This is a genomic window from Rhizobium sp. Root149 (assembly GCF_001427345.1).
In the GTDB taxonomy this organism is placed as follows: domain Bacteria; phylum Pseudomonadota; class Alphaproteobacteria; order Rhizobiales; family Rhizobiaceae; genus Neorhizobium; species Neorhizobium rhizoryzae.
In genome coordinates this window covers 168,477-193,236 of the sequence record NZ_LMGD01000020.1, presented here as the reverse complement: position 1 = coordinate 193,236, position 24,760 = coordinate 168,477, and the positions used below count along the sequence as shown (strand labels likewise).

General features: G+C 58.9%; 21 protein-coding genes. 7 read left to right on the top strand and 14 right to left on the bottom strand.

Annotation, left to right across the window (positions count from 1 at the left end):
* Window positions 1-14 precede the first annotated feature (14 nt).
* On the top strand, window positions 15-1,235 hold the full coding sequence (locus tag ASD54_RS13025) for a cyclopropane-fatty-acyl-phospholipid synthase family protein (RefSeq protein ID WP_062555033.1): 1,221 nt from the start codon (window positions 15-17) through the stop codon (window positions 1,233-1,235).
* Window positions 1,236-1,274: 39 nt separating this feature from the next.
* On the opposite strand, the gene ASD54_RS13020 is transcribed toward ASD54_RS13025, so the two are convergent.
* Window positions 1,275-2,057: an SDR family NAD(P)-dependent oxidoreductase gene (locus tag ASD54_RS13020; protein WP_062555032.1), complete on the bottom strand. Its 783-nt coding sequence runs from the start codon at window positions 2,055-2,057 to the stop codon at window positions 1,275-1,277.
* A gap of 153 nt (window positions 2,058-2,210) precedes the next feature.
* On the opposite strand from ASD54_RS13020, the gene ASD54_RS13015 reads away from it, so the two are divergent.
* The gene (locus ASD54_RS13015) at window positions 2,211-3,152 is read left to right on the top strand and encodes a nucleoside hydrolase (protein WP_062555031.1); all 942 of its coding nucleotides are present in this window, start codon (window positions 2,211-2,213) and stop codon (window positions 3,150-3,152) included.
* A 46-nt stretch (window positions 3,153-3,198) separates the two neighbouring features.
* Here ASD54_RS13015 and ASD54_RS13010 read toward each other — a convergent pair whose 3' ends face one another.
* Window positions 3,199-4,122: a pseudouridine-5'-phosphate glycosidase gene (locus ASD54_RS13010; protein ID WP_062555030.1), complete on the bottom strand. Its 924-nt coding sequence runs from the start codon at window positions 4,120-4,122 to the stop codon at window positions 3,199-3,201.
* A gap of 3 nt (window positions 4,123-4,125) precedes the next feature.
* Window positions 4,126-5,250 carry a carbohydrate kinase gene (locus ASD54_RS13005; protein ID WP_062555460.1) on the bottom strand — a complete coding sequence of 375 codons (1,125 nt, stop codon included), beginning with the start codon at window positions 5,248-5,250 and terminating at the stop codon, window positions 4,126-4,128.
* A 204-nt stretch (window positions 5,251-5,454) separates the two neighbouring features.
* Between ASD54_RS13005 and ASD54_RS13000 the strand changes: the two genes are divergently transcribed.
* Window positions 5,455-5,850 (top strand): DUF1236 domain-containing protein, encoded by a 396-nt coding sequence (locus tag ASD54_RS13000; RefSeq protein WP_062555029.1) that lies wholly within the window; start codon window positions 5,455-5,457, stop codon window positions 5,848-5,850.
* Window positions 5,851-5,897: 47 nt separating this feature from the next.
* Here ASD54_RS13000 and pncB read toward each other — a convergent pair whose 3' ends face one another.
* The 4 genes from pncB to ASD54_RS12980 all read right to left on the bottom strand — a co-directional run bounded on the left by pncB (window position 5,898) and on the right by ASD54_RS12980 (window position 13,467).
* Window positions 5,898-7,205, bottom strand: a complete 1,308-nt coding sequence (gene pncB, locus ASD54_RS12995) for a nicotinate phosphoribosyltransferase (protein WP_062555459.1) — start codon at window positions 7,203-7,205, stop codon at window positions 5,898-5,900.
* Window positions 7,206-7,482: 277 nt separating this feature from the next.
* Window positions 7,483-8,622, bottom strand: a complete 1,140-nt coding sequence (dnaJ, locus tag ASD54_RS12990) for a molecular chaperone DnaJ (protein WP_062555028.1) — start codon at window positions 8,620-8,622, stop codon at window positions 7,483-7,485.
* An 86-nt stretch (window positions 8,623-8,708) separates the two neighbouring features.
* Window positions 8,709-10,607 (bottom strand): molecular chaperone DnaK, encoded by a 1,899-nt coding sequence (gene dnaK, locus ASD54_RS12985; RefSeq protein WP_062555027.1) that lies wholly within the window; start codon window positions 10,605-10,607, stop codon window positions 8,709-8,711.
* A gap of 256 nt (window positions 10,608-10,863) precedes the next feature.
* Window positions 10,864-13,467 carry a transglycosylase domain-containing protein gene (locus ASD54_RS12980; protein WP_062555026.1) on the bottom strand — a complete coding sequence of 868 codons (2,604 nt, stop codon included), beginning with the start codon at window positions 13,465-13,467 and terminating at the stop codon, window positions 10,864-10,866.
* 498 nt (window positions 13,468-13,965) lie between these two features.
* Between ASD54_RS12980 and ASD54_RS12975 the strand changes: the two genes are divergently transcribed.
* Window positions 13,966-14,178: a hypothetical protein gene (locus ASD54_RS12975; RefSeq protein WP_137134937.1), complete on the top strand. Its 213-nt coding sequence runs from the start codon at window positions 13,966-13,968 to the stop codon at window positions 14,176-14,178.
* A 171-nt stretch (window positions 14,179-14,349) separates the two neighbouring features.
* Window positions 14,350-14,706, top strand: coding sequence for a hypothetical protein (locus ASD54_RS12970; protein WP_062555024.1), 357 nt, complete (start codon window positions 14,350-14,352; stop codon window positions 14,704-14,706).
* On the opposite strand, the gene ASD54_RS12965 is transcribed toward ASD54_RS12970, so the two are convergent.
* The gene (locus ASD54_RS12965) at window positions 14,703-15,182 is read right to left on the bottom strand and encodes a YbaK/EbsC family protein (RefSeq protein WP_062555023.1); all 480 of its coding nucleotides are present in this window, start codon (window positions 15,180-15,182) and stop codon (window positions 14,703-14,705) included. The two genes, ASD54_RS12970 and ASD54_RS12965, sit on opposite strands and share 4 nt — an antisense overlap.
* A 442-nt stretch (window positions 15,183-15,624) precedes the next feature.
* Here ASD54_RS12965 and ASD54_RS12955 point away from each other — a divergent pair, with 442 nt between their 5' ends.
* Window positions 15,625-15,834, top strand: coding sequence for a cold-shock protein (locus ASD54_RS12955; RefSeq protein ID WP_062555021.1), 210 nt, complete (start codon window positions 15,625-15,627; stop codon window positions 15,832-15,834).
* Window positions 15,835-16,189: 355 nt separating this feature from the next.
* Here the strand turns inward: ASD54_RS12955 and ASD54_RS12950 are convergent, their stop codons facing one another.
* The 3 genes from ASD54_RS12950 to ASD54_RS12940 form a co-directional block, all read right to left on the bottom strand.
* On the bottom strand, window positions 16,190-17,572 hold the full coding sequence (locus ASD54_RS12950; RefSeq protein ID WP_062555020.1) for a dipeptidase: 1,383 nt from the start codon (window positions 17,570-17,572) through the stop codon (window positions 16,190-16,192).
* An 80-nt stretch (window positions 17,573-17,652) separates the two neighbouring features.
* Window positions 17,653-18,111: a MarR family transcriptional regulator gene (locus tag ASD54_RS12945; protein WP_062555019.1), complete on the bottom strand. Its 459-nt coding sequence runs from the start codon at window positions 18,109-18,111 to the stop codon at window positions 17,653-17,655.
* Window positions 18,112-18,470: 359 nt separating this feature from the next.
* Window positions 18,471-18,863 carry a hypothetical protein gene (locus ASD54_RS12940; protein WP_062555018.1) on the bottom strand — a complete coding sequence of 131 codons (393 nt, stop codon included), beginning with the start codon at window positions 18,861-18,863 and terminating at the stop codon, window positions 18,471-18,473.
* Between the two features lie 202 nt (window positions 18,864-19,065).
* Between ASD54_RS12940 and polA the strand changes: the two genes are divergently transcribed.
* Complete coding sequence (gene polA / locus ASD54_RS12935; RefSeq protein ID WP_062555017.1) at window positions 19,066-22,056, top strand: DNA polymerase I; 2,991 nt, start codon at window positions 19,066-19,068, stop codon at window positions 22,054-22,056.
* Between the two features lie 134 nt (window positions 22,057-22,190).
* On the opposite strand, the gene ASD54_RS12930 is transcribed toward polA, so the two are convergent.
* The 3 genes from ASD54_RS12930 to ASD54_RS12920 all read right to left on the bottom strand — a co-directional run bounded on the left by ASD54_RS12930 (window position 22,191) and on the right by ASD54_RS12920 (window position 24,436).
* On the bottom strand, window positions 22,191-22,493 hold the full coding sequence (locus tag ASD54_RS12930) for a hypothetical protein (RefSeq protein WP_062555016.1): 303 nt from the start codon (window positions 22,491-22,493) through the stop codon (window positions 22,191-22,193).
* A gap of 108 nt (window positions 22,494-22,601) precedes the next feature.
* Window positions 22,602-23,741 (bottom strand): alpha-D-ribose 1-methylphosphonate 5-triphosphate diphosphatase, encoded by a 1,140-nt coding sequence (locus ASD54_RS12925; RefSeq protein WP_062555015.1) that lies wholly within the window; start codon window positions 23,739-23,741, stop codon window positions 22,602-22,604.
* On the bottom strand, window positions 23,738-24,436 hold the full coding sequence (locus ASD54_RS12920; RefSeq protein WP_062555014.1) for a DUF1045 domain-containing protein: 699 nt from the start codon (window positions 24,434-24,436) through the stop codon (window positions 23,738-23,740). The genes ASD54_RS12925 and ASD54_RS12920 overlap by 4 nt, the downstream gene beginning before the upstream one ends.
* Between the last annotated feature and the right edge of the window lie 324 nt (window positions 24,437-24,760).

Below are 24,760 nucleotides of genomic sequence, written 5' to 3'. Positions count from 1 at the left end.
TGGAGGAGTGCATCATGACGCATGCCGGACATGGAGATCCCGTTCTCGTCACAGAGCGCCGACCCTTCTGGGAGAAGATGCTGTGCCGCATGCTGGCGCGCACACGCCATGGTCGCCTGACGGTGGTGTTTCCGACAGGGCGTGAATACCATTTTGGCAACAGCGCGCAGGGTCCGTCGGCTACCATCCGCTTCCATCGCGCAAGTGTCTTGCGGCAGGTGATGACCGGTGGAAGCCTTGGCTTTGCCCGCGCCTACATGGATGGAGACTGGTCGACACCGGATCTTGGCAATGTTCTCGATCTTGCCATGGCCAATGAGAAGGATTGGGAAAAACTCGTCAAGCCAATGGCGCTGTTTGGCCGGCTGGCACATCTGCGTCACCGCCTTCGCCGTAATTCCAAGGCGGGGAGCCGCCGCAACATCGCCTTCCATTATGATCTCGGCAATGATTTCTATCGGCTCTGGCTGGACAGATCGATGACCTATTCGTCAGCGATCTACACGCGAGCAGACATGCCGCTTGAAGAGGCGCAGCGTGAAAAATACGGTCGGATCATTCGCGATCTCGGCATTGGTCCGGACGACCATGTCCTGGAAATCGGCTGCGGCTGGGGCGGTTTCATGGAACAGGCGATCCGCGAAACGGGATGCCGTGTGACGGGTCTCACCCTTTCCAAGGAACAGGCAGCCTATGCGCGCCAGCGGCTGGCAGATGCCGGACTTGCCGAACGCGGAGAGATCCGCCTCGAGGATTACCGCGATGTGCGCGGCCAGTTCACCAAGATCGTCTCAATCGAGATGTTCGAGGCGGTCGGCGAAGAACATTGGCCGATTTATTTCGAGCAGGTGCGTGATTTGCTGGTGCCCGGCGGGGAAGCCATGATCCAGGTCATCACCATTGATGAGAGCCGCTTCGAGCTCTATCGACGGCACGCGGATTTCATCCAGACCTACATCTTCCCAGGCGGCATGCTGCCGACGGTGACCAATTTCGGCGAGATTGCCGAAAAGGCGAGGTTGAAGGTTCAGGATTGCTTCCGGTTTGGCCGGGATTACGAACGGACCCTGCTCGTCTGGGATCGGGCTTTCCAGGCGACCTGGGCGAAGATCGCGCCGCTGGGATTTGACGAGCGGTTCCTCCGCATGTGGCACTACTACCTGCATTACTGCGCTGTCGGTTTTCGTACCGGCCGGATCGACGTCGCGCAGTTCCGTTTGGCAAAATCTGCCTGACGGCCTCTCCCGGGATCAATATCCCGGGAGAAAGCCCCTTCATTTCCGCAGCATCTTCCGGGTCAGTGCAAATCGCAGCCTGTGTGGCAGCGCATGCAGGAACTTGATGGCAAGCGCCATCTTCCACGGGAAGATGATCTCGAACTTGTTTGTCTTCAGACCATCGACGATGCTCTCTGCTGCCTCATCGACACTGATCAGAAAAGGCATCGGAAAATCGTTCTTGGCGGTCAGCGGCGTATCGACGAAGCCGGGATTGATGACACGCATGCGCACCCCTTCCCGCTCCAGTTCCGGATAAAGCGCTTCGCAGAGATTGTTGAGAGCTGCTTTCGTGGCTCCGTAGAACCCGCCGCCCGGCAAACCGACATAGCCTGCAACGGAGGCGACGACGCATATTTCGCCGTTTCGGCGGGCGACCATGTCCGGTATCACCGCTTCCAGCGTATGGGCGGTGCCGATGACATTCAGGTTCAGTGTTTCTGCAAAGGCTCCGCTGTCGAAACGACGAACGCTGTCGCGCTTGTAGCTCCCGGCGGAAAAAATGGCCAGATCGATCGGCCCGAGGCTGGCCCGGATGGCGTTTGCGACCGAACTTGCGGCGGCACGGTCCGTCACGTCCAGCGGAAAGGCAAAGATCCGGTCCGGCATTTCGGCCTGAAGTTCCATCAGCTTGTCAGCGCTGCGAGCGCTTGCCGCCACGCGGTAGCCTTCACGCGCGAGCTTGATTGCCACTGCACGTCCAATACCCGAGCTGGCACCCGTGATCCAGGCAAGCTTCCCCGTCTGCACTTGCGGGGACGATAGGGTGGTGTCTGTCATCGAAAGCCTCCATTTGCCTTCTACTACGCAGAGCGACGGATTTGGTTCTCAAGCCGTCGTTGCACAGGCTTGTCGAGCGTGGAACAACATGCAACATCCATCGCTTGATGCTTATCAAGGCGCTTGCCTTACAAGACCAAGAAGAGACCTATCATGCCGCAAAAGATCATCATCGATACAGATCCGGGCCAGGACGATGCGCTCGCCATTCTTCTGGCGCTGGGAAGTCCGGAAATCGAGGTGCTGGGCATCACGGCGGCAGCTGGTAATGTGCCGATAGCCCTGACGTCGAATAACATCCGCAAGGTTTGCGAACTGGCCGGACGCTCCGACGTGAAGGTGTTTGCAGGCTGCGATGGCCCCATGGAGGGTACGCTGTTCACCGCCGAATATGTGCATGGCGCCACGGGCATGGATGGTGCTGATCTGCCGGAGCCGACAATGCCGCTTCAGGGGCAGCACGGCGTCGATTTCATCATCGAGACCGTCATGAACAGCGAGCCGGGCAGCATCGTCATCTGCACCCTCGGTCCGCTGACCAACCTCGGAACCGCACTGAAGCGCGAGCCGAAGCTTGCTGAACGCATCCAGAAGATCGTGTTGATGGGCGGCGGCCTGTTCGAGGGCGGCAATGTCACGCCTGCCGCCGAGTTCAACATTTTCGTCGATCCGGCTGCCGCCAAGATCGTGTTCGGCTGCGGTGCACCCATCGTCATGATGCCGTTGGACGTCACGCACCAGGTGCTGACAACGGCCAAGCGTGTCGCCGCCATCAAGGCGCTTGGCACGCCGCTTTCGGAAGCGGTTGTCGGCTGGCTGGAATTCTTCGAGCGTTTCGATGAGCAGAAATACGGCACCGATGGCGGACCGCTGCACGATCCGAATGTCATCGCCTATCTCATCAAGCCGGAGCTTTATTCGGGCCGTCTCTGCAATGTGGAAATCGAAGCGGATAGCGCACTCACCAAGGGCATGACGGTTGCCGACTGGTGGGGCGTCACCAACCGCCCGAAGAATGCGACCTTCATGCGCGATGTCGATGCCGATGGCTTTTACGCGCTTCTGACAGAGCGTCTGGCACGTCTGCCAGCGTAATCATTGAGGCGGCTCATGCCGAAGCTTGAGCCGCCACTCTTGCCGATCAGCCCTTTTTCAGCGCCGCGTAGGCGACGGCCATGCGTGCTGCGAGTGCGGCATTGTTCTTTACCAGCGCGATGTTTGCCTTCAGGCTTTCACCCTTGGAAAGCTCGTTGATGCGCGCCAGCAGGAAGGGTGTCAGTTCCTTGCGGCCAATGCCGCGTTCTTCCGCCTCGCGTACCGCATCGGCAATCGTGCCGTCGATGAATGCGTTGGAAAGAGCGGCTTCCTCAGGGATCGGATTGGCAATCAGCAGGCCAGTTCCGGTTCCAAGCTTGTGATGCAGGTGCATGGCGCTGGCGATCTCTTCCGCCGCATCCAGCCGGTGATCTGCCTTGAAGCCGCTGGTTCGGGTGAAGAAGGCCGGAAACTCGTCCGTGCCATAGGCAATGACGGGCACGCGCTGGGTTTCCAGATATTCCAGCGTCTTGGCAATATCGAGGATGGATTTGACGCCCGCGCAGACGACTGCTGTCTTCGTGCGGCCCAGTTCCGTCAGGTCGGCGGAGATATCGAAGCTCTGCTCGGCACCGCGATGTACGCCACCCACGCCACCGGTCGCGAAGATATCGATGCCTGCGAGATCGGCAAGCAGCATGGTGGCGGAAACCGTTGTTCCTGCTGACTGCTTGCGTACCATGGCAACCGCCAGATCACGACCGGAGGCTTTCACCACGCCCTTGGCCTGCGCCAGCGCCTCAAGCTCGGCACGCTCCAGACCGGCGCGAAGCTCACCGTCGATCACAGCGATCGTCGCGGGCACGGCACCGTTCTGCCGAACGACATCTTCCACGGCCAGCGCCGTTTCCAGATTGGCGGGATAGGGCATGCCGTGGGTAATGATGGTGGATTCCAGTGCAACGACAGGGCCGCCAGCGGCAAGAGCCTGTGCCACTTCGCGGCTGAGTTTCGGTTTGTGAAGGGTCATGTCTCAAATCCTTTCAACCGGCTGCAGCCGGTGCATGTTCGCTTCCAGGAAGCGGGGGGAGAGTTCGGGGTGAACGCTGGCGGCGCTTTCGGTGGTCAAGGCACCCAGCAGTGTGCCGATGCGTGCAGCTTCGAAGGCAGGTTTTCCAGAGAGCAAGGCCTGCAGCGTTCCGGCAATCATTGCATCGCCCGCACCCGTCATTTCAACGGGTTCTGCCGTGACCGCAGGAACGGCTCGAACCTGCGTTCCTTCGGCAACGACAGCACCGGATGCGCCACGCGTCACGATCGCATGGGAAACGCCGGCATTTACAAGGGCAAGGGCAGCCGCTTCGGCGTCCCGGAAAGGACCGAGCGAGCGCCGCGCCATCAGCGCATTGGCTTCGTCCAGGTTCATGAACAGAAAGTCGATGCCGCTGAGATCATCCGGCAGTCGCATGACCTTGTGTGTGGAAACGGCATCGAAGGCCAGGCGGAAGCGCGCATCCTTGCGGCGCTCGATCAACAGCCTCAGGGTTTCGGCTGGCAGGTTGCAATCGCAGAACACAAGGTTAGCAGAAGCGAGATGCGGCCAGACCTTTTCCAGATGGGCGGGCTGGAACAGGTCGAAGATGCCCATATCCGCCAGACCGATGGACAGATCTCCTTTCTCATCGAGGACAGCGGCATATTCCGCAGTCGGGCGTTCCCTGTTCGTTAGCACCTGAGAGACGTCGATACCGATCTGTCGCAGATGCGCCAGCAGTGCACTGCCTGTTTCATCATCGCCGAGAATGGAAATGAAACTGGTCGAGGCACCCAGAAGGCCAAGATTTTCAGCAACATTACGCGCAACACCGCCAAAGCTACGCATTCCATCGACCGGGTTCGATGTTTCAGGAACCAGCGGTTGGCGCGCGCGATATTTGCGATCGAAGACGGCGCCGCCCATGCACACGACACGAGACACGTGGGGCAGGACATAGCCACGTCCCAGGATATAGCCCTTCTGAACAAGCTGGACGATATGCGCTGCCACCGTGGAACGCGCCAGCCCCAGAGCATCGGCAATCTCTTGCTGTCCGACAAACGGATTGTCCTCAATCAGCTTGAGTACGGCAGCTTCCTGTTGAGCTAGGTCGGCGAACATCATCAATCCCTATGGCGAGAGTGCCGTTATATCAACAAATGTTTATTGTGTAAACAGATGTTTATGCATCTACCCGCTTTCCGTCGACACGATCTCGCTCGCAAAAAATTACTTTCTATCACTTTTCGTGTGCGAGACTCGGGAACGGGTTGTCGACATTGGGAGTTCTTGAGCCGAACCGAAACAACGAGAGGAGATAAACTTATGCGTAAGATCATTCTGGCTGCCACGGCAGTTCTGACCCTCGCCACGATTGGTACAGCTTCTGCTCAGGATGGCACGGTCAGCGGTGCGGCCGGCGGCGCCGTGACAGGCGCAATCGTGGGCGGTCCCATCGGTGCGGCCGTTGGTGGCATTGCGGGTGCCGCACTTGGCACAGCCATTGATCCGCCGCCGCGCGAGGTCGTTACCTATGTTCGCGAGCAACCGGTCGCAGCACCCGTTGTTGTCGAACGTAAGGTAGTTGTCGGTGAACCTCTGCCGGAAACCGTCGTGCTGACGCCGGTTCCGCAGCACCGGGAATATTCCTACGCGATCGTCAACGATCAGCGCGTGATCGTCGATCCCCGCACCCATACGGTCGTGCAGATCATCGAGTAAGCTGTGTACCGTGAGGCGGGCCACGCGGCCCGCTTCACAGCATTTGGTCAGACGAAGATTTCGTGCTCGACCAGATCTTCCTGTCCAAAGAACTTCAGATATCTCTCGACTTCGGACGGATCGCCCGTTGCCTTCAACGGATTGTCAGAGAGTTTGACGGCAGGACGGCCGTTCGCCTCACTTACCTTGCAAACGATGGAAATCGGCTTCAGACCGGCTATGTCTTCGGGAGCGCAGCCTGCGAAATCATTCGTCAGGTTTGTACCCCAACCGAAGGACATGCGCACCTTCCCCTGAAAATGCTGATAGGTGTCGATGATTGCATCGACGTCCAAGCCATCGGAAAAGATCAGCAGTTTCTGGCGCGGATCCCGCCCCATCTTCTTCCACCATTCGATGATCTTCTCGCCGCCTTCGATTGGCGGCGCGCTGTCCGGCCTGAAGCCCGTCCAGTCTGCCACCCATTCCGGCGCATTGCGCAGAAAGGCCGTCGTGCCATAGGCGTCCGGCAGTACGATCAGCAGATTGCCGCCATAGAGCCGGTTCCAGTCTTTCAGAACCTGATAGGGCGCAGCCCGCAGCTCTTCATCACTGTTAGCCAAGGCCGCCATGACCATGGGGAGTTCATGGGCATTCGTTCCCACCGCTTCCAGATCGGAATCCATGGCCAGAAGGACGTTGCTGGTACCGGTAAAAGCAGGCCCCACGCCTTCCTTCAACGCTTCCACGCACCAGCGCTGCCAGAGAAAGCTATGGCGGCGACGGGTACCGAAGTCGGAAATCCGCAGGCCCGGAAGCGAACGCAGGCGCTCTACCTTTTCCCACATGCGGGCCTTGGCGCGGGCATAGAGAACATCCAGCGTGAAGAGGCCTAATGACCGGATCGCTGCCCGTGAACGCAGTTCGTTGATGATCGCAAGCGCCGGGATCTCCCACATGGTAGTATCCACCCAGCGACCATGGAAGGTCAGTTCATACTGACCGTCTCGCTTGGAAAGCTCGTATTCCGGCAATTGATAATTGGCGAGGAAGGCGAGGAAATCCGGCTCGAAAATCTGCGACTTGCCATAGAAGCTGTTACCGGCCAGCCAGATCGCTTCCTTTTTTGAAAGCCGAAGCGTTCGCGCATGGTCCAGTTGCGCCCGCAATTCGCCTTCATCGATCTCGTCGGCCAGCCGCACACGCTTGGTACGATTGATCAGCGAGAAGGTCACGTCGACCTGCGGATAAAGCTTCCAGATCATCTGCAGCATCAGAAGCTTGTAGAAATCCGTATCGATCAGGCTTCGCACGATCGGATCGAGTTTCCAGGTGTGATTGTAGACGCGCTTTGCAATATCGGTCTTGGTTGCCATGATTGCCTTTGCCCAACGGCCGAAGAACGGCGCGTTTGCACTTCCTCTGATCGAGGCATCGACTGACAACCTCGCCGGTTGTTATCGAAAAAAGCCGATAGGATGTCCAGCCATCATATCAATCGATTTGAATGTAGCGCGTTCGGCATGCGCTTTAAAAATAGGGCCAGGATACGAGGCGCGTATCCCGGCCTTTCGCTTCAAAGCTTGGGCAGGCAAAGTGCGAAGCGGTTTTTCGCCCAACCCATGCGACAAGAAGAACTACTCGGAGCCTTCCTCACCCCTCAAAGAACTCTTTCATCCGTGCGAAGAAGCCGGTCGATTCCGGGTTATTCTCCTTCGAGGAAATCTCCTCGAATTCCTGCAACAACTCGCGCTGACGCTTGGTGAGCTTCTGCGGGGTTTCGATCTGGATCTGGATATAGAGGTCACCCGTCTGCGACGAGCGCAGAACCGGCATTCCTTTACCCTTCAGACGGAATTGCTTGCCCGGCTGCGTTCCCTCCGGCACCGTCACACGAGACTTCGTGCCATCCAGTGTCCCAACGTCGAAGGTTCCGCCAAGGGCTGCCGTCGTCATGGAAATCGGAACGGTGCAATAGAGGTCGGCTCCATCGCGCTGGAAGAACTGGTGCGGCTTGACCGACAGGAAGATGTAGAGATCGCCCGACGGACCGCCACGTGCACCGGCTTCGCCCTCGCCCTGCAGGCGAATGCGTGTGCCGTCTTCGATGCCCGACGGAATATTGACCGATAGCGAACGCTCTTCCGTCACCCGGCCCTGACCGTGGCACTTGGTGCAAGGGTCGGGAATGATCTGGCCACGCCCATGGCACGTCGGACAGGTGCGCTCGACCGAGAAGAAGCCTTGGCTTGCGCGTACGCGACCGGAACCCTGGCACGTGCCACAGGTTTTCGGTTGCGTACCGGGCTTTGCACCCGAACCGGTGCAGACATCGCATGTCACCGCTGTTGGAACGCGGATCTGCGCCGTCTTGCCAGTGAAGGATTCCTCAAGCGTGATTTCCATGTTGTAGCGAAGATCGGCACCGCGCTCGCGACCACCGGAAGACCGGCGCGCACGACCGCCACCCATCATCTCGCCGAAGATATCTTCGAAGATATCAGAGAAGCCCCCGGCGCCGAAGCCACCCTGGCCTCCGCCAAAGCCGCCGCCACCCATGCCGCCCTGTTCGAAGGCTGCATGACCGAAACGGTCATAGGCTGCGCGCTTCTGGGGATCCTTCAAGGTTTCGTAGGCCTCGTTGATCTCCTTGAATTTCTTCTCGGCTTCCTGGTCATCCGGGTTTTTGTCCGGATGATACTTCATCGCCATTTTGCGGAAGGCGCTTTTCAGCTCCTTCTCGTCCGCTGTTTTGCCGACACCCAGCAATTCGTAATAGTCAGCTTTTGCCATGAAGATTGCGGCTCCCGAAAGGATTCCGGCTGCACGAGGGCAGCCGGATACTCAACGCAGTTACACCAGGTGGAAGAAGCCTCGCATCAAGCGGACTTCTTGTCGTCCTTGATTTCCTCGTAGTCGGCGTCGACTACACCATCTTCGGACTTGCCGCCGTTTCCGGCTTCAGCCTGCTGCGATTCATAGATGGCCTGACCGAGCTTCATGGAAACTTCCATGAGGGTCTGGGTCTTGGCCTGGATATCGTCTGCGTCCGGCTCAGAGGCTTCGATTGCCGTTTTCACGCTGGCAATCGCATCTTCGATAGCCTTGCGATCCGTCTCGGAAACCTTGTCGCCATACTCCTTGAGAGACTTCTCGGTGGAGTGAACAAGGCTTTCCGCCTGGTTCTTGGCTTCAACACCAGCGCGGCGCTTCTTGTCTTCCTCGGCATGCGCCTCGGCGTCCTTCACCATCTTTTCGATGTCGGCGTCGGACAGACCACCGGAGGCCTGAATGCGGATCTGCTGTTCCTTGCCCGTGCCCTTATCCTTTGCGGATACCTGCACGATACCGTTGGCGTCGATGTCGAACGTGACTTCGATCTGCGGCATGCCCCGGGGTGCGGGCGGAAGGCCAACGAGGTCGAACTGACCGAGCAGCTTGTTGTCTGCGGCCATTTCGCGCTCGCCCTGGCTGACGCGGATCGTCACGGCCTGCTGGTTGTCTTCAGCGGTCGAGAAGGTCTGGCTCTTCTTCGTCGGGATCGTCGTGTTGCGATCGATCAGACGGGTGAAGACACCACCCAGCGTTTCGATACCGAGCGACAGCGGGGTCACGTCGAGCAACAGAACGTCCTTCACGTCACCCTGCAGAACGCCAGCCTGGATTGCAGCGCCCATGGCGACCACTTCATCCGGGTTCACGCCCTTGTGTGGCTCCTTGCCGAACAGCTGCTTGACGACTTCCTGCACCTTCGGCATGCGGCTCATACCACCGACGAGAACGACTTCGTCGATTTCGGAGGCGGAAACGCCAGCATCCTTGAGGGCTGCCTTGCACGGTGCCACGGTGCGCTGAACCAGATCATCCACCAGGCTTTCGAACTTCGCGCGGGTCAGCTTCATCGTCAGGTGCTTCGGACCGGATGCATCCGCCGTAATGAACGGCAGGTTGATTTCGGTCTGCTGCGAGGAGGACAGCTCGATCTTTGCCTTTTCGGCAGCTTCCTTCAAACGCTGAAGCGCAAGCTTGTCGCCCTTCAGGTCGATGCCGCTGTCCTTCTTGAATTCGCCTGCGAGATACTCGACCAGACGCATGTCGAAGTCTTCACCGCCGAGGAAGGTGTCGCCGTTGGTCGACTTCACTTCGAAGACGCCGTCACCGATTTCGAGAACGGAAATATCGAAGGTACCGCCACCCAAGTCGTAAACGGCGATGGTCTTGCCGTCCTTTTTGTCGAGACCATAGGCAAGTGCGGCAGCCGTCGGCTCGTTGATGATACGCAGGACTTCAAGACCAGCGATGCGGCCTGCATCCTTTGTTGCCTGACGCTGGGCGTCGTTGAAGTAGGCCGGAACAGTGATGACGGCCTTTTCGACCTTTTCGCCGAGATAGGCTTCAGCCGTTTCCTTCATCTTCTGAAGGATCATGGCGGAGATCTGCGAAGGAGAATAGCCCTTGCCATTGGCCTTGACCCAGGCATCGCCATTGTCACCGCGGGAGATTTCGTAAGGGACGAGACCCTTGTCCTTCTCAACCGTCGGGTCGTCATAGCGGCGACCGATCAGGCGCTTGACGGCAAACAGCGTGTTCGTGGGGTTTGTTACAGCCTGACGCTTGGCCGGCTGGCCGACCAGACGCTCGCCATCATCGCTGAATGCAACCATGGACGGCGTGGTACGTGCGCCTTCGGCATTCTCGATCACTTTCGCGTCCTTGCCGTCCATGACGGAAACGCAGGAGTTGGTCGTGCCAAGGTCGATGCCAATTACTTTTGCCATTTCTTCTCTCTCCTTTAAGCGAACTGTCGGAACCCCTTCTCAAGGCATTCCACTGACAGTTCCTCGACTGGGATGGTTTCGCAGCATCGGCTGCTGTCATGCGGCGTATATAAGGACCGCTTTTTCCGACTGCAAGGCAGGAAAGTCACTGGTCTCGCGCAAAAAAATGCGGAATTCGCAGCGGATCAAGCCTCACGCAAGGGCACTTGCGTCGCGACAAGGGGTACGGGGAACGCAAGCTTCAATCCAGCGGTCTCTATTGGCCCATGATGATATCGAAAAGTGTCGATTCGCGTGGCTGTCCGCGACGACTGCTTCCACCCACATCCCCCGGCGGAACAGGCCCTTCCAGCACGGCATCGGGAGGTGCCCGGCCTTCGAGAACGGCATCCGGGGGGACACGGTCGTCATAGGGTCCGCGATACTGGCGATAGTCCTGGTAGCCTCGATTGGGCACATCGGCCGGAGGCACCATCTGCCCGCCATCGCGAGCTCTGTAATCGGGAACGGCTCCCGGCGGATAGTTCGGTTGAACCGCCTGCTGGCGTCGGTCCACAGGGGCTGGATCACGCTGGGAAGGCGCCCGTTGCGCGGGGTCGCGCATGGCGGGTTCCCGTGTCACGGGCTGCTGCGGTTGTGCTGGGTACCCCTGCTGGACCGGCGGCGGCGCTGCCGGATAGCTTGCCTGGCCCTGTACGGGCACATCTTCCGGCGGCGCATCAGGTGCGGGCGGGAAATCGTCGCGCGATCCACCAACACCCGGGAGAACACCGGAAATGATATCGCTCAAGGTTGTCTGCGGCTCCGGCTTGGCGGGCTGGATGCCAACGCCAAAGAGAGGCGTCGGCTTGTAGCCCTCAAGCGCTGCCGTCATGTAGGTCTTCCAGGCGCGGGCGGGCAATCCGCCGCCGGTCACCTTCTTCATCGGCGTCCCATCGTCGTTGCCGAACCAGATGCCCGTCGTCATGGTGCTGGTGAAACCGACGAAGATCGCGTCTCGGAACGATTGCGTCGTACCAGATTTGCCCGCCGCCTGCCATTTGGAGAGCTGCGCCGCACGACCCGTTCCTTCGGTCATCACGCGGTTCAGCATGCCGTTCAGATTGGCCACAACCTGTTCGCTCAGCACGCGCGGCGGGTTGGAATAGTCTGCCTCGTAAAGAACCTTGCCGCTCGTATCGGTGATGCGGGTCACCAGATGCGGTGTCGCCTTCATGCCCCCGTTCATGAAGGCTGCGTAGGAGGAGGTCAGCTCCACCAGCGAGACTTCCGACGTTCCGAGCGCGATGGATGCGTTTTCCTGCAGATCGGAATCAATGCCCAGCCGGTGCGCCACCGAAATCACATTCTTCGGACCGACCTGCATCACGAGTTGGGCAGCAATCGTGTTCAGCGAGTGGGCGAGCGCAGTCGAGAGAGTGACTTGGCCGCGATATTTCTGGTCATAGTTTTCCGGCGTCCAGTTGCCGATCCTCACCGGCCCGTCATTCATCAGGGTGTCGGGCCTGTAACCAGCCTCAAGTGCCGCAGCATAGACAAAGGGCTTGAAGGCAGAGCCCGGCTGGCGCTTGGCCTTGGCCGCGCGATTGAACTGGCTATCGGTATAATCGCGTCCGCCGACCACGGCGCGGATGGCTCCGGTCGCATCCACCGAAACGAGAGCCGCCTGGGACGCATTGACCTTGCGGCCTTCCTTGTCCAGTGCTGCGGTCAGTGCAGCTTCCGCCTGCTTTTCCAGCCGCATGTCCAGGGTCGTTTGAACGTTGATGTCCGTCTTTACATCACCAATGAGCGCCTTGACCTCGTCGATCACCATGTCGGCGGCGTAATGCTCTGCTCCGGACCAGTAGGAACGCGCCTTGGCAGGCGGCTGCGACATGGCGGTCTTTGCTTCCTCGGCGGTCACATAACCTTCCTCGCGCATGGCCCCCAATACAACCTGCGCCCGCTCTTCGGCCGCTTTCGGATCGCGGGCTGGAGAAAGACGGCTCGGCGCCTTCAGGAGACCCGCAAGCGTGGCAGCTTCCGCAAGGTTCACGTCCCGCGCCGACTTGTTGAAATAGCGTTGCGACGCCGCTTCCACGCCATAGGCGTTCGAACCGAAATACATACGGTTCAGGTACATCGCCAGGATCTGATCCTTGGTGAACTTGTGCTCCAGCCAGAAGGAGAGCAGCACCTCCTGTACCTTGCGCTCGAATGTCCGCTCCGGCGATAGAAACAGGTTCTTTGCCAATTGCTGGGTCAGAGTCGAACCACCCTGAATGCTGCGGCCCGTCAGATTGTTGACGAAGGCACGCGCAAGACCAAGGGGATCGACGCCGAAATGATAGTAGAAGCGGCGGTCTTCGATGGCCATGACGGCTTGGGGCAGATAGGGCGACATCTCTTCGAGCGCTATCGCCTCGCCTCCAGTCGTACCGCGATTGGCTACCAGCGTTCCATCGAGAGCGGTGATCTTCACATTGGGAGGGCGGTCGGGAATCGACCACGTGCTCGCACTCGGCATTTGAGCGGCGAAATAGATAACCACGCCACCGACCGCGATACCGGCCCATATTCCCAGAACGATGCACCAGTAGAGCAAAGAGCGGATTGCACCAAAGAAGCCGCCACCGCGACTTGCGCGGGCTGGCCGCTTCGTCCTTGCCGGTTTCGCACGCCGGGTTCGAGGCTCCAGGTCCTCTTCCTCCCCATCATCATCGTCATCGATGTCTTCAACGGGAACACGCTTCGACTTGCGGGAAGAGTGACCGACGATCCGCTCTCCTGCGCCGAGACGCAGTTCGCCTGAATCATTGTCCTGATCGGCGCCAAATGATGGCTCGACGCGTTCGCGCGGTCTCTTGCCCGATGCCATATCTCCTGGCCATGCTCCCGGTTGTTGGTGGTACATTGCAGCGGTCTTGGGCCAAAGGAAGCGACGCAAGGGATCGTTGCGCCGCAGACCCCGCCATAACTTGCCGCCTTGCAAGCTAAATGCGGCGATTTAAGGGGGCGTTAAAGCCAATTCCTATCTGCTAACCTATTGGATCACACACGAGGTTGCAGAAACCTTGACGGACACAACCAATTGCACGTTCAAAGTGTAAAAAGGACTGAGCCAAAATAGATCCTGCATGGTGTATGCATCTGGTGCAGCAAAATTATGAGCCTATGCTAAATCATCTACAAAGAATGCTAGTTGCCTTCGAAACGACAACAAATACATATAACCGTCACTTAATCACAATGTTGCGTTTCTTCCGGCTTGATGACAATTTTGCGTAGGGACGCCATCCCGGATCGTGAAGAGCTTGTGGTTGAATGATCTGACGGCGTCTCGGGAGAAGACTGCCAGGCACGGATGGAGGTTCAGTTGCATTCCAAACAGATACGACGACCTGTCGGCCCCGCGCAATTGACCTTGCTGCAGCAGGTTTTTGATACTGCCTGCCAGCAATACCAGATCAGCAAGGACAGCCCGGACGGTGAGGCCTTGGCACTTATTCTGGTCAACTCCTTGCAGAAGGGAATGGACGAGAAGGAAGCCCTGGCGGCGCTGGCCGAGGCCATGGCTCAAAGCCGATAAGCCGCAATGTCCTGCGGGTTGGAATTCCGCCCGCTTTGTCAGATCCAACCCATGCCCCTGAACAGGGGGCTGATCCGCAAAGCGTCCACTGAGAACAGATCACAAGGAACCTATCACGGACTTGGTAGTTAACCGGCGTCTTTTGAGGTTGATGAACAAGGAGATCGCGTCATGATCGAAGCCGGAAGAGAAGGGTCGCTTGAAGCACGTGGCCAGCGCATTGCCAACGAGGCCGACGATGCCCTGCGTGCCGAATTGTCTGCATTGCGCCGCGAGATGGATAGCATTCGCGCATCGCTGGGTAATTTTGGCTCCGAGGCTTATGACACGGTCAAGGAAAAGGCGAGCGATGCAGCCCAGTACGTCCAGGAAGAAGCGACTTCCGTTGCGGGCGTCATTCGCGAGCATCCGGCAACGGCTGGAACCCTTCTGACGGTTGTCGGCGGCGTATTCTTTGCACTTGGCTATCTCGTCGGTTCGAACTCGTTCGAGCAGAAGCAAGCCTGGTATCGTCGCTACTACAGCTAAGCTTCTGGCGCCTTTGGCGGTTGGCAAACATCGACCCAAATGGCGGAGGTCAACTCCGCCATTTTTTGTGGCGAAATCTTCACGGCGGCATTGGTTGCGCCGCCTGCCGGGACGACGAGCTCGAACCTTCGCAAGGATTCGTCGCAGTAGATCTGCAGAGGTTCAGCAACACCGAACGGGCAGACACCCCCGACGGGATGACTTGTGCGCGCCACCACCTCATCGGCCTCCAGCATGCGCGGCTTTGCCCCAAAGCGGTCTCTGAATTTCCGATTGTCGAGACGGCTCATCCCGGAGGCAACAAGCAGCAAGACTTCATCCCCCGCTCGCAGGCAGATGGTCTTTGCGATTTGGTCTGGATCAACGCCGTGCGCCTCGGCGGCAAGGGCGACAGTAGCCGAGCTCGCCTCGGTTTCGATGACCGAAATATCGGGTGCATGAACGGCGAAAAAATCTTTGACGGACTGTAGGCTCATGTCGTCACGCTATCCAGAACGCCCCTCGTGCGCAAGCCGGAAAGAGCCATGCGAAAAATGCAATGCTGCACTGCGAAATGTTGACTGTTTTTTAAGCTATTCTGTATTATCTTGAGGTCATCGGCAAACGCACTCCTCCTCCCAGTGTTTGTCGACGGGACCAACAACACCTCCTCCTCCCAGTTGTTGGTCAGTATCTGAAGCCCGGCGTATCCTCCTCCCACGCCGGGCTTCTTCCATTTTTAAGCGGGAGTTGTGATATTCCGTCAGCCTTGACACAGGCGGCGTGGCGAGGCTAACTCCCTGACATCGATATTTGTTTGACAAGCGGCACTACAGCGCTGACTGCGCTTACGACGACCTTTCCTTCAAATACGACCTTCCACGTTTCGCGCCTTCGGGCACGGAACAAAGTCAACGTTGCGAAAGAAAGGACTTCGTAATGGCTACTGGTACTGTAAAGTGGTTCAATGCAACCAAGGGCTTCGGCTTCATCCAGCCTGACGACGGCGCTGCCGACGTTTTCGTTCACATCTCTGCTGTTGAGCGCGCTGGCATGGCCGGCCTCAAGGACGGCCAGAAGATCGCTTACGAACTGGTCACCGACCGTCGTTCGGGCCGCGTTTCGGCTGACAGCCTGCAGGCTGCCTGATAGCTTTATCCGACTCTTCGGATTTGTTTTTGAATGGCGCCCTTGCAATCGCGGGGCGCCATTCCCATTTCAGGATCAAGCGGCATGACGACGCGATCTTCCGCCAGCCTCACGGCTGCGTTGCCTTTCGAAGGTTTACGGTTTCGTTAACCGAACGTTAACCTTCTTGAGAGACCATGAAGATACAGAAGCGCTGATTTAGGTTGGCGCCGTAGAAATGCCGGACCTGTTTTGCAAACTGACCACGGATGTACTGGCAGAGTGAAACAGGCAGATAAAAGGTCGGGTTCGTCCCGGCCTTTTTGTTTTTGAGGACTGCGCTCGGAGTGAACGCAGTCCTCCTCATTTTCCCAAATCAAAGAGCCGCAAGAATACGCACCCAGGAGCGGATGCCCTTGTGGAAGGAATTGAGATCGTACTTCTCGTTTGGCGAATGAATTCGGTCATCGATCAGGCCGAAGCCAACCAGCAGGGAATCCATTCCGAGATAGGTCTGGAAGTCGCCGACGATCGGGATCGAGCCCCCCATCCCGACGATCACGGCAGGTTTCGGCCATTCGTCGGAAAGAGCGGCCTTGGCCTTCGTCAGCACGGGCGAATCATAGGACAGCTGGATGGCAGGCGATCCGCCATGCTCATGAAATTCGACCGAGCAATCTGCCGGGATCATTGAGCGGATATAGGTGCGGAAACTCTCGCGGATCTTGTCAGGGTCCTGTGTTCCCACGAGTCGGAACGAGATCTTGGCGGATGCCTTGGCGGCAATGACCGTCTTGAACCCTTCGCCCGTGTAGCCGCCCCAAATGCCATTGACCTCGCAGGTCGGTCTTGCCCAGGTGAGTTCCAGGACGGAGCGGCCCTTCTCGCCAGATGGTTCGGACAGGCCAACTTCGCCGAGGAAGCTTTTGGCATCGCGACCGAGCGTTCCCCAGCTTGCCTTGATGTTTTCCGGCGTTTCCTCGACGCCATCATAAAAGCCGGGAAGCGTGATGCGGCCTGTTTCATCGCGAAGGCCGGCAACCGCAGTCGTCAGGATGTGGATCGGGTTAGCGGCAGCGCCGCCGAACAGGCCGGAATGCAGGTCACGATCGGCAGCTTGCACCGTGACTTCTTCTCCGACGAGACCGCGAAGGGTCGCGGCAATTGCGGGCGTTTGCGTGTCCCACATGCCCGTGTCGCAAACGAGCGCATACTCCGCCTTCAGTTCATCCCGGTTCGCTTCCAGAAATGGCTTCAGCGACGGAGAGCCCGATTCCTCCTCACCCTCGAACAGGATGGTGATCTTCACCGGTAGGGAGCCGATCGTGTCCTTGTAGGCGCGGCAGGCTTCGAGGAAGGTCAGCAACTGGCCCTTGTCGTCGGAGGTGCCGCGACCAGTGATGATCTTGCGGCCACCGTCGAGCTCCTTGATGGCCGGAGCAAACGGATCGTTTTCCCAAAGCTCCAGCGGATCGACCGGCTGGACGTCGTAGTGACCGTAAAACAGCACATGCGGCGCATCCGCACGACCGGCCTCATGATGGGCGACCACCATCGGGTGGCCGGGAGTATCGCGAACCGAAGCCGAGAACCCCAGTTCCGTGAGCGCCGACACCAGCCATTCAGCGGCCTTGCGGCAATCGGCCTTGTAGGATGGATCGGTGGAGATCGAGGGAATGCGCACCAGTTCGAAAAGGCGCTCAAGGCTTTTGTCGAGGTTCTTGTCCGCCCGGTCGAGAACGGGAGTGAGATCGGTCATGGAGATCAGCTCTTACTAAATTGCGAAGGCCTGAACCTAGACCGATCCGTACCAAGAGGAAACCGGGTGCGCATAGAAATTCAGGAGCGACCCTGCTCCGAAGGATCGTCCAGCCTGCGCGCATTGGCGATGGCCATGCGCATGTATTCCATCAACAGTTCTCGCTCGAAACGACGAAACCCGGCAAAGACCTCATCATCCGCATGGGCTGCGGCTTCGATCGCCAGACGTTCCAGCGAACGACCGTGTTCCGTCAGGACAATGATCTGGGCACGCCGGTCGGTGGGATGCGGCGTTCGATGGATGAGGCCATCGCGCTCCATGCGTGCGAGCGTATTTGCCAATGTCGCCTGCTCGACATCCAGCCGGTCAAGGAGCTGGCGCTGGGTCAGTCCGTCCTCGTGCCAAAGCGACAGAAGCACTGGAAACTGGCCTGGGGAGAAACCCAGCGCCGTTGCCCGTTTCTGCAAGGCGCGAGAAAGCCCCTTGGCCAGTTGCGTGGCGAGATACAGCGCAGAATCCGAGCGTTCAAATGGCATGGCATCCCTGAGCCTGTTTTGAGGCCTCCCCTCACCCGACGGTCTAGGCCATCCGTCTGCCGGGCAACAGCCATATGATTCGGGCAGCAGAAGTTGCATAGCACCGTATGCTTTTTTGAGGCTTTTGAAAGGGGAGGCCCAGAAAGTGAAACCGCCACGACCGGGGAGGGGGACGGTCGTGGCGGAATGGAGGGACAAAGGCCCGGAGAGGGGGGATGAGCCTTTGCCCGGCCTACCGCGGCGGGGGACGAGCCAGCGGTCAGGCTGCGGCGTGATCAATCGCCGGTACGATTGAGATGGTTTTCGTATCGGGCAGATTCAAGGCGAGGCTCGATGACAACGAGGTAACGTTGCGGTGATCACCTGACCGAAGGTCGGTGCTTCACCCACGACATCACGCATCGCGCGAAAACGTAAAGCAGCATGAACAGGAGTAAGGTCTGCAGTTGCTCCAGAAGGGTTACCCCCGGATGGTCAAGGATGACCACGACGGGGAAGATTGCAAGCGAAAGGCCATCGAGGATGTGACGCTCCATGTCGATCCACCACGAACTGGACGCTCGATCTACAGGGGGAAAGAGAGCTGCAATGCCGTGGCCAGCCAGAAGGTAGACCGGGCAGAGCATGACATGGCGCAAAATGTCTGCTCCGCTCTTTTCCTGCTGATAGTCCATCACAGTGACCAGAAGGATCAGCGCCAGCAAGAGAAGATAGAAATTCCGCCTGTTCGAACCAGATGTTTGAGCAATCATCCGCCTATTCCCTTTGTCATATGCCTCAGAAATCCATTTTCAACTTAGGTGCATCGTTCAAAAATGCACGTCAGAAACCTGAACAGCGCTGCGAACGGGGCTGATAGTACCTCCGATAATCCGGCGTTGAACCCTGATTAAAACGTAGCCGAGCAGGTCTCGCCGATGGACCTTTTGCCGCTGTCGCGCTATCCATCCTTCCATGAAAACAGGCGATCATCTCTTCCTCGTTGACGGTTCGGGTTTCATCTTCCGCGCCTTTCACGCCATCCCTGCCCTGAACCGCAAGTCGGACGGCCTGCCCGTCAATGCGGTCTCAGGCTTCTGCAACATGCTGTGGAAGCTCCTGCGCGATGCGCGCAACACCGATGTCGGAGTGACGCCGACGCATCTCGCCGTCATCTTCGACTATTCCTCGACGACCTTTCGCAAGGAGATCTACCCTCTCTACAAGGCGAACCGCTCGGCCCCACCTGAGGACCTGATCCCGCAATTCGGTCTGATCCGCCACGCGACGCGCGCCTTCAATCTGCCTTGCATCGAGACGGAAGGTTTCGAGGCGGATGACATCATCGCGACCTATGCTCGTGCGGCAGAGGCCATCGGCGCCGATGTCACCATCGTTTCCTCCGACAAGGACCTGATGCAGCTCGTTACGCCCAACGTGCATATGTACGACGCGATGAAGGACAAGCAGATCGGCATTCCTGATGTCATCGAGAAATGGGGCGTGCCGCCTGAAAAGATGATCGATCTTCAGGCGATGACCGGCGATTCGACCGACAACGTTCCCGGCATTCCCGGGATTGGCCCGAAGACCGCCGCTCAGCTTCTGGAAGAATTCGGCGATCTCGAAACCCTATTGGCCCGGGCCTCGGAGATCAAACAGGTCAAGCGACGCGAAAACATTGTCGCCAATGCGGATCTAGCCCGTCTTTCCCGCCAGTTGGTGGCGCTTCGCACGGATGTGCCGCTGGAGCTTGGCCTGGAAGAGCTGGTTCTGGAAAAACAGGACGGACCGAAGCTCATCGCCTTCCTGAAGGCCATGGAATTCACCACGCTGACCCGTCGCGTTGCAGAGACTTGTGATTGCGATGCGTCTGCCATCGAGCCCGCGGAAGTGCCGGTCGAATGGGGGGCAACAGCTCATGGACCGGATCTCGATCCGGGCGTGGCGGAGGGTCAGGATGCGGAAGCGCCGAAGGCTGCGACAGCGTCCGCCAAGCCCGCCTCTGCGTCCTCGGCGGATGGCGCAAGGGCCATGGATTTGGCAGCGCAGAGGCATGAGGCCTTTTCCGGTCACAAGATCGACCACGCCTCCTATACGACGATCCGCACGGTCGAAAACCTGAAGCTCTGGATCGCTGCTGCCCGGGAAACGGGCATCGTGGCCTTTGATACGGAAACCACTTCGCTCGATCCCATGCAGGCGGAGCTGGTGGGTGTCTCGCTTGCCATTCAGGACAATACCCAACAGCCGAACGCGAACGAGATCCGGGCGGCCTATCTGCCGCTGGCGCACAAGGCGGGTGCCGACGATCTGTTCAGCGATGGCGTAAAGCTTGTCGAGAACCAGGTTCCGATGGCAGAGGCTCTGGCGCTCCTGAAGGAGCTGCTGGAAGATCCGTCTGTCCTGAAGGTCGCGCAAAACCTCAAATACGACTATCTCGTCATCAAGCGCCACGGCATCACGTTGCAGGGCTTCGATGATACCATGCTCATCTCCTATGTGCTGGAAGCGGGTGCTGGCAATCATGGCATGGATGCGCTGTCGGAGCGCTGGCTTGGCCATACGCCGATTGCTTACAAGGATGTGGCTGGCAGCGGGAAATCCGCCGTGACGTTCGATTATGTCGACATCGACAAGGCCACCGCCTATGCCGCCGAAGATGCCGATGTGACGCTGCGTCTCTGGCTGACCCTGAAGCCGCGCCTCGCCGCCGCTGGTCTTACCCGCGTCTATGAGCGGCTGGAGCGTCCGCTCGTGCCGGTTCTGGCCCATATGGAAGAACGCGGCATCACCATCGACCGGCAGATCCTGTCGCGCCTTTCCGGCGAACTGGCGCAAAAGGCGGCAAGCTTCGAGGACGAAATCTATGAGCTGGCGGGCGAGCGCTTCAATATCGGCTCGCCGAAGCAGCTGGGCGATATCCTGTTCGGCAAAATGGGCCTTCCCGGCGGCTCGAAAACCAAGACCGGGCAATGGTCCACATCAGCGCAGGTTCTGGAAGATCTGGCAGCGCAGGGCGAGCCCCTGCCGCGCAAGATCGTGGACTGGCGCCAGCTGACCAAGCTCAAGAGCACCTATACGGATGCCCTGCCCTCCTATGTCCATCCTGAGACGAAGAGAGTGCATACGAGCTATTCGCTCGCATCCACCACCACGGGTCGCCTCTCCTCCTCCGAGCCGAACCTGCAGAACATTCCGGTGCGCAATGCGGAGGGCCGCAAGATCCGCACGGCCTTTATCTCGACGCCCGGACACAAGCTGCTTTCGGCTGACTATAGCCAGATCGAACTGCGTGTCCTCGCGCATGTCGCCGACATCCAACAGCTTCGGCAGGCCTTTGCCGAGGGGATCGATATTCACGCGATGACGGCGTCCGAAATGTTCGGCGTGCCGGTGGAAGGCATGCCATCCGAGGTCCGACGCCGTGCCAAAGCGATCAACTTCGGCATCATCTACGGCATCTCGGCCTTCGGTCTTGCCAACCAGCTATCCATCGAACGCTCCGAAGCCGGCGATTACATCAAGAAATACTTCGAGCGCTTCCCCGGCATTCGCGACTATATGGAGAGCACAAAGGCGTTTGCGCGGGAGAACGGCTATGTCGAAACCATCTTCGGACGCCGCGCCCACTATCCGGACATCAAGTCGTCCAACCCGTCGGTAAGAGCGTTCAACGAGCGCGCAGCAATCAATGCGCCGATCCAGGGCTCTGCGGCAGATATCATCCGCCGTGCCATGGTGCAGATCGAACCGGCGCTTGCGAAATCCGGTTTGGGCGAGAAGGTGCGGATGCTGCTTCAGGTCCACGATGAATTGATTTTCGAAGTGGAAGACGAGGCAGTGGGTGTCGCCATGCCGGTCATCGTCCATACGATGGAAAACGCCGCTCTCCCGGCACTCGAACTGAAGGTTCCCTTGAAAGTCGATGCGCGTGCGGCGTCAAACTGGGACGAGGCGCATTGATCGCGCAAACCACGCCTTGCAGACGCTGGCTACAGCATGTCGCGTTCAATCGTCCTCGATTGAACGATAACGTACATGCGGCAGGAAAAGATCGAAAGCGCGGCTCTGTTGAATCCAAAAAGGTGCGCCGCGCTTTAGTGAGGCTGCGGATAAAGGCTTTCCATGGCAACACCCAAGAGGCGGTTCGCGTAATCGCGCGCCGCCTTGCGCGTCTGGTCCGACACGCCAAGTTCATCGCAACGCTGGTTGACCGTATCCACAATGAGGCCGGCCATGCCGCGCGCCGCTTCCGTGTCGGCATTCTCGGACGTATCCATTGCCATGGCCAGCGCCGACATGGATACGATTTCCAGCACGACGATACGCGCTTCGAGTGCTGAAACGCGGTCAAGGTCGGTCTCGATCTTGCTGTGTTTCATCGATCGAAGTTCGTCCATTCCGTTTCTCCATAGCTTCTAGTTTGCAGGCCTGGCTTCAAGCCTGGTGAGAGAAACTCATTCGGAGTGGAGTGGTTCCCCGCGCGGGCCAGCGCGAGGTCTTTCAGCTCAGGCAATACGATTGCCCGCGCGCCAAACAGCACGACTGACCGGGACGCCGCTGACCCGATGCACGCGCACGAGATCCGCCCTGGCGCCCTCTGCAATACGGCCTCTATCCGTCAGACCAACAGCGTCGGCTGGGGCTCGGGTGACCATTGAGATGGCATGCGGCAGATCCAGTCCCTCCACCGTATCCGCCAGAATGAACGGTGCATGCAAAAGGCTGAAGGGCACGTAATCTGACGAAAGAACATCCAGCAGGCCGCGCTCCGCCAGATCGCGTGCAGCGATGTTTCCGGAGTGCGATTTGCCGCGCACGACATTCGGCGCGCCCATCAGAACGCTGAGACCCGCCGCATGCGATGCTTCCGCCGCTTCGATGCTCGTCGGGAATTCCGCAAGCCGCACCCCATGGCCAATTGCTTCTTCCACATGCGCAAGGGTCGCATCGTCATGGCTTGCCACAAAGATGCCGTTGGCGGCACAGCGCTCGGCCAGAGCATCGCGGTGTCTGGCAGAATAGCGCGCGGAAGCTTCCATACGGCGTTGAGTGAAGGCCCGAAACGCCTCCTCATCAAGGCCGCGCTTGGTCTTGTAGAAAAAGATGTACTGCTCCAGCGTCTGGAACTGCCGCTGGCCGGGTGCGTGATCCATCAGGGACGCCAGGCGCACATTCGGATCGCCCTCGAAATCCGAGAACTGCTCCAGCACGTCCGGACACGGTACTTCGCAGCGCAGATGCAGGAAATGCTGCGCTCTCAATCGGCCCTCATTCTGCGCCTGTTCAATGACATTGGCCAATTCGCGCATTTCGCCGCGTGCGAACCCACCGGCTTCATCCGAGCCCAGCCGCAGGCAATCGAAGACCGTGGTAATGCCCGAGGTGGCGATCTGGGCATCATGGGCCTGCAAGGCGGCCGTCAGATCCCATTTCACTCCCGGACGCGGTGCGTAATGTGTTTCCAGGTGGTCGGTGTGCAGTTCCACCAGTCCGGGAATGAGATAATCCCCGTCCAGATCTTCGCCGGTCCGGGTTGGGGATTCGCTGATGTCGGCAATCAGCCCGTCGCGGATGACCACTGCACCGCTGATGACACTCTCCGGCAGGACGATCCGTGCATTGGTAAACACCTGCTCGTGGCTCATGGGCGATCCCCCATGCCGCGCAGTTCTGCGTGGCGAGCCACCGTAAAGGGTGCACCGCGCTCCACTTCCACGAAAAGACCCAGATGCTCAATGGGCAGCGGCCTGCCAAGATGGTCTGCGAAAACAGTCTGCAGGATATCCCGGACCCTGGCCTTGCTGCCTTCCTCGACAGGTCCGGTCAGCGTCATGTGAAACCGGAATTCCTCGAAGACATAAGGATAGCCCCAGCGATCGAGAAGCTCCCGCTGGCGCTCGCTCAACCGCTCCGGCTTCCGGCGCGCCATATCCTCCGGGGTCAGCGGTGCGCGCCAGGGTTCGAATGCTTCGACCACGCTGTTGCAGAGGTGGTTGATCCCTTCCGTCCCGCCACCGCAGGTCAGGGCGAAGAAAGGGCCAATCTCCGTCAGTTCGAGCCTCGGCACTAGCGTCGGCGCCTGCCTGCTGCAGAACTCGTCGAAGAAGATCTCCAACGCCCCTTGCGTCCGGTCCGTCGGCAGAAGGAACGGCGCCTTGAGCGTTGCATGAAATCCGTAACGCGCCGGTTCCGCAGTCAGTTGCCGGTGCTCTTCTGCCGATGATCCCGCCGTCACGGTCTCAGCGGAAAGCGTCCCAAAGGCGCTGCGTCCCAGCCAGGCGCTCGCGGTCTGTGTCAGTGCATGAGTTTCTGGCGGCGAGAAGTAGATGGCATTGCGCATGCGGGGTGATGACCTGTTCTGTCGGATCGATAATCTGCTCTACAAACAGGATGTTTATGACATTTCTCTCACAGCCCTATGCAACTTATGTTGCTGGCTGAAATGAAAATCCAGCGCCCCATCGCAACCAAATGCTCTGTTTGCGCATTGTCACGCAAACAGAAGGAGAATGACGATGGATGCAGAAATCCTGATGGCAACCTTCATGGCCGTCTTTGCAGCGAGCGGCGTGCTTACTGCCTACTGGTACGCCAAGTAAAAGTTTCGAGTAAATTCCCCGGAAGCGGTGCAGATGCGTGCAAGATCCGCCCTCTTCCTTCCTCC

What these genes read in the sequence shown, in the direction of transcription:
- ASD54_RS13025 (WP_062555033.1), top strand. Translation starts at nt 15, where the DNA reads ATGACGCATGCCGGACATGGAGATCCCGTTCTCGTCACAGAGCGCCGA.
- ASD54_RS13020 (WP_062555032.1), bottom strand. Translation starts at nt 2,057, where the DNA reads ATGACAGACACCACCCTATCGTCCCCGCAAGTGCAGACGGGGAAGCTT.
- ASD54_RS13015 (WP_062555031.1), top strand. Translation starts at nt 2,211, where the DNA reads ATGCCGCAAAAGATCATCATCGATACAGATCCGGGCCAGGACGATGCG.
- ASD54_RS13010 (WP_062555030.1), bottom strand. Translation starts at nt 4,122, where the DNA reads ATGACCCTTCACAAACCGAAACTCAGCCGCGAAGTGGCACAGGCTCTT.
- ASD54_RS13005 (WP_062555460.1), bottom strand. Translation starts at nt 5,250, where the DNA reads ATGTTCGCCGACCTAGCTCAACAGGAAGCTGCCGTACTCAAGCTGATT.
- ASD54_RS13000 (WP_062555029.1), top strand. Translation starts at nt 5,455, where the DNA reads ATGCGTAAGATCATTCTGGCTGCCACGGCAGTTCTGACCCTCGCCACG.
- pncB (WP_062555459.1), bottom strand. Translation starts at nt 7,205, where the DNA reads ATGGCAACCAAGACCGATATTGCAAAGCGCGTCTACAATCACACCTGG.
- dnaJ (WP_062555028.1), bottom strand. Translation starts at nt 8,622, where the DNA reads ATGGCAAAAGCTGACTATTACGAATTGCTGGGTGTCGGCAAAACAGCG.
- dnaK (WP_062555027.1), bottom strand. Translation starts at nt 10,607, where the DNA reads ATGGCAAAAGTAATTGGCATCGACCTTGGCACGACCAACTCCTGCGTT.
- ASD54_RS12980 (WP_062555026.1), bottom strand. Translation starts at nt 13,467, where the DNA reads ATGGCATCGGGCAAGAGACCGCGCGAACGCGTCGAGCCATCATTTGGC.
- ASD54_RS12970 (WP_062555024.1), top strand. Translation starts at nt 14,350, where the DNA reads ATGATCGAAGCCGGAAGAGAAGGGTCGCTTGAAGCACGTGGCCAGCGC.
- ASD54_RS12965 (WP_062555023.1), bottom strand. Translation starts at nt 15,182, where the DNA reads ATGAGCCTACAGTCCGTCAAAGATTTTTTCGCCGTTCATGCACCCGAT.
- ASD54_RS12955 (WP_062555021.1), top strand. Translation starts at nt 15,625, where the DNA reads ATGGCTACTGGTACTGTAAAGTGGTTCAATGCAACCAAGGGCTTCGGC.
- ASD54_RS12950 (WP_062555020.1), bottom strand. Translation starts at nt 17,572, where the DNA reads ATGACCGATCTCACTCCCGTTCTCGACCGGGCGGACAAGAACCTCGAC.
- ASD54_RS12945 (WP_062555019.1), bottom strand. Translation starts at nt 18,111, where the DNA reads ATGCCATTTGAACGCTCGGATTCTGCGCTGTATCTCGCCACGCAACTG.
- ASD54_RS12940 (WP_062555018.1), bottom strand. Translation starts at nt 18,863, where the DNA reads ATGATTGCTCAAACATCTGGTTCGAACAGGCGGAATTTCTATCTTCTC.
- polA (WP_062555017.1), top strand. Translation starts at nt 19,066, where the DNA reads ATGAAAACAGGCGATCATCTCTTCCTCGTTGACGGTTCGGGTTTCATC.
- ASD54_RS12930 (WP_062555016.1), bottom strand. Translation starts at nt 22,493, where the DNA reads ATGGACGAACTTCGATCGATGAAACACAGCAAGATCGAGACCGACCTT.
- ASD54_RS12925 (WP_062555015.1), bottom strand. Translation starts at nt 23,741, where the DNA reads ATGAGCCACGAGCAGGTGTTTACCAATGCACGGATCGTCCTGCCGGAG.
- ASD54_RS12920 (WP_062555014.1), bottom strand. Translation starts at nt 24,436, where the DNA reads ATGCGCAATGCCATCTACTTCTCGCCGCCAGAAACTCATGCACTGACA.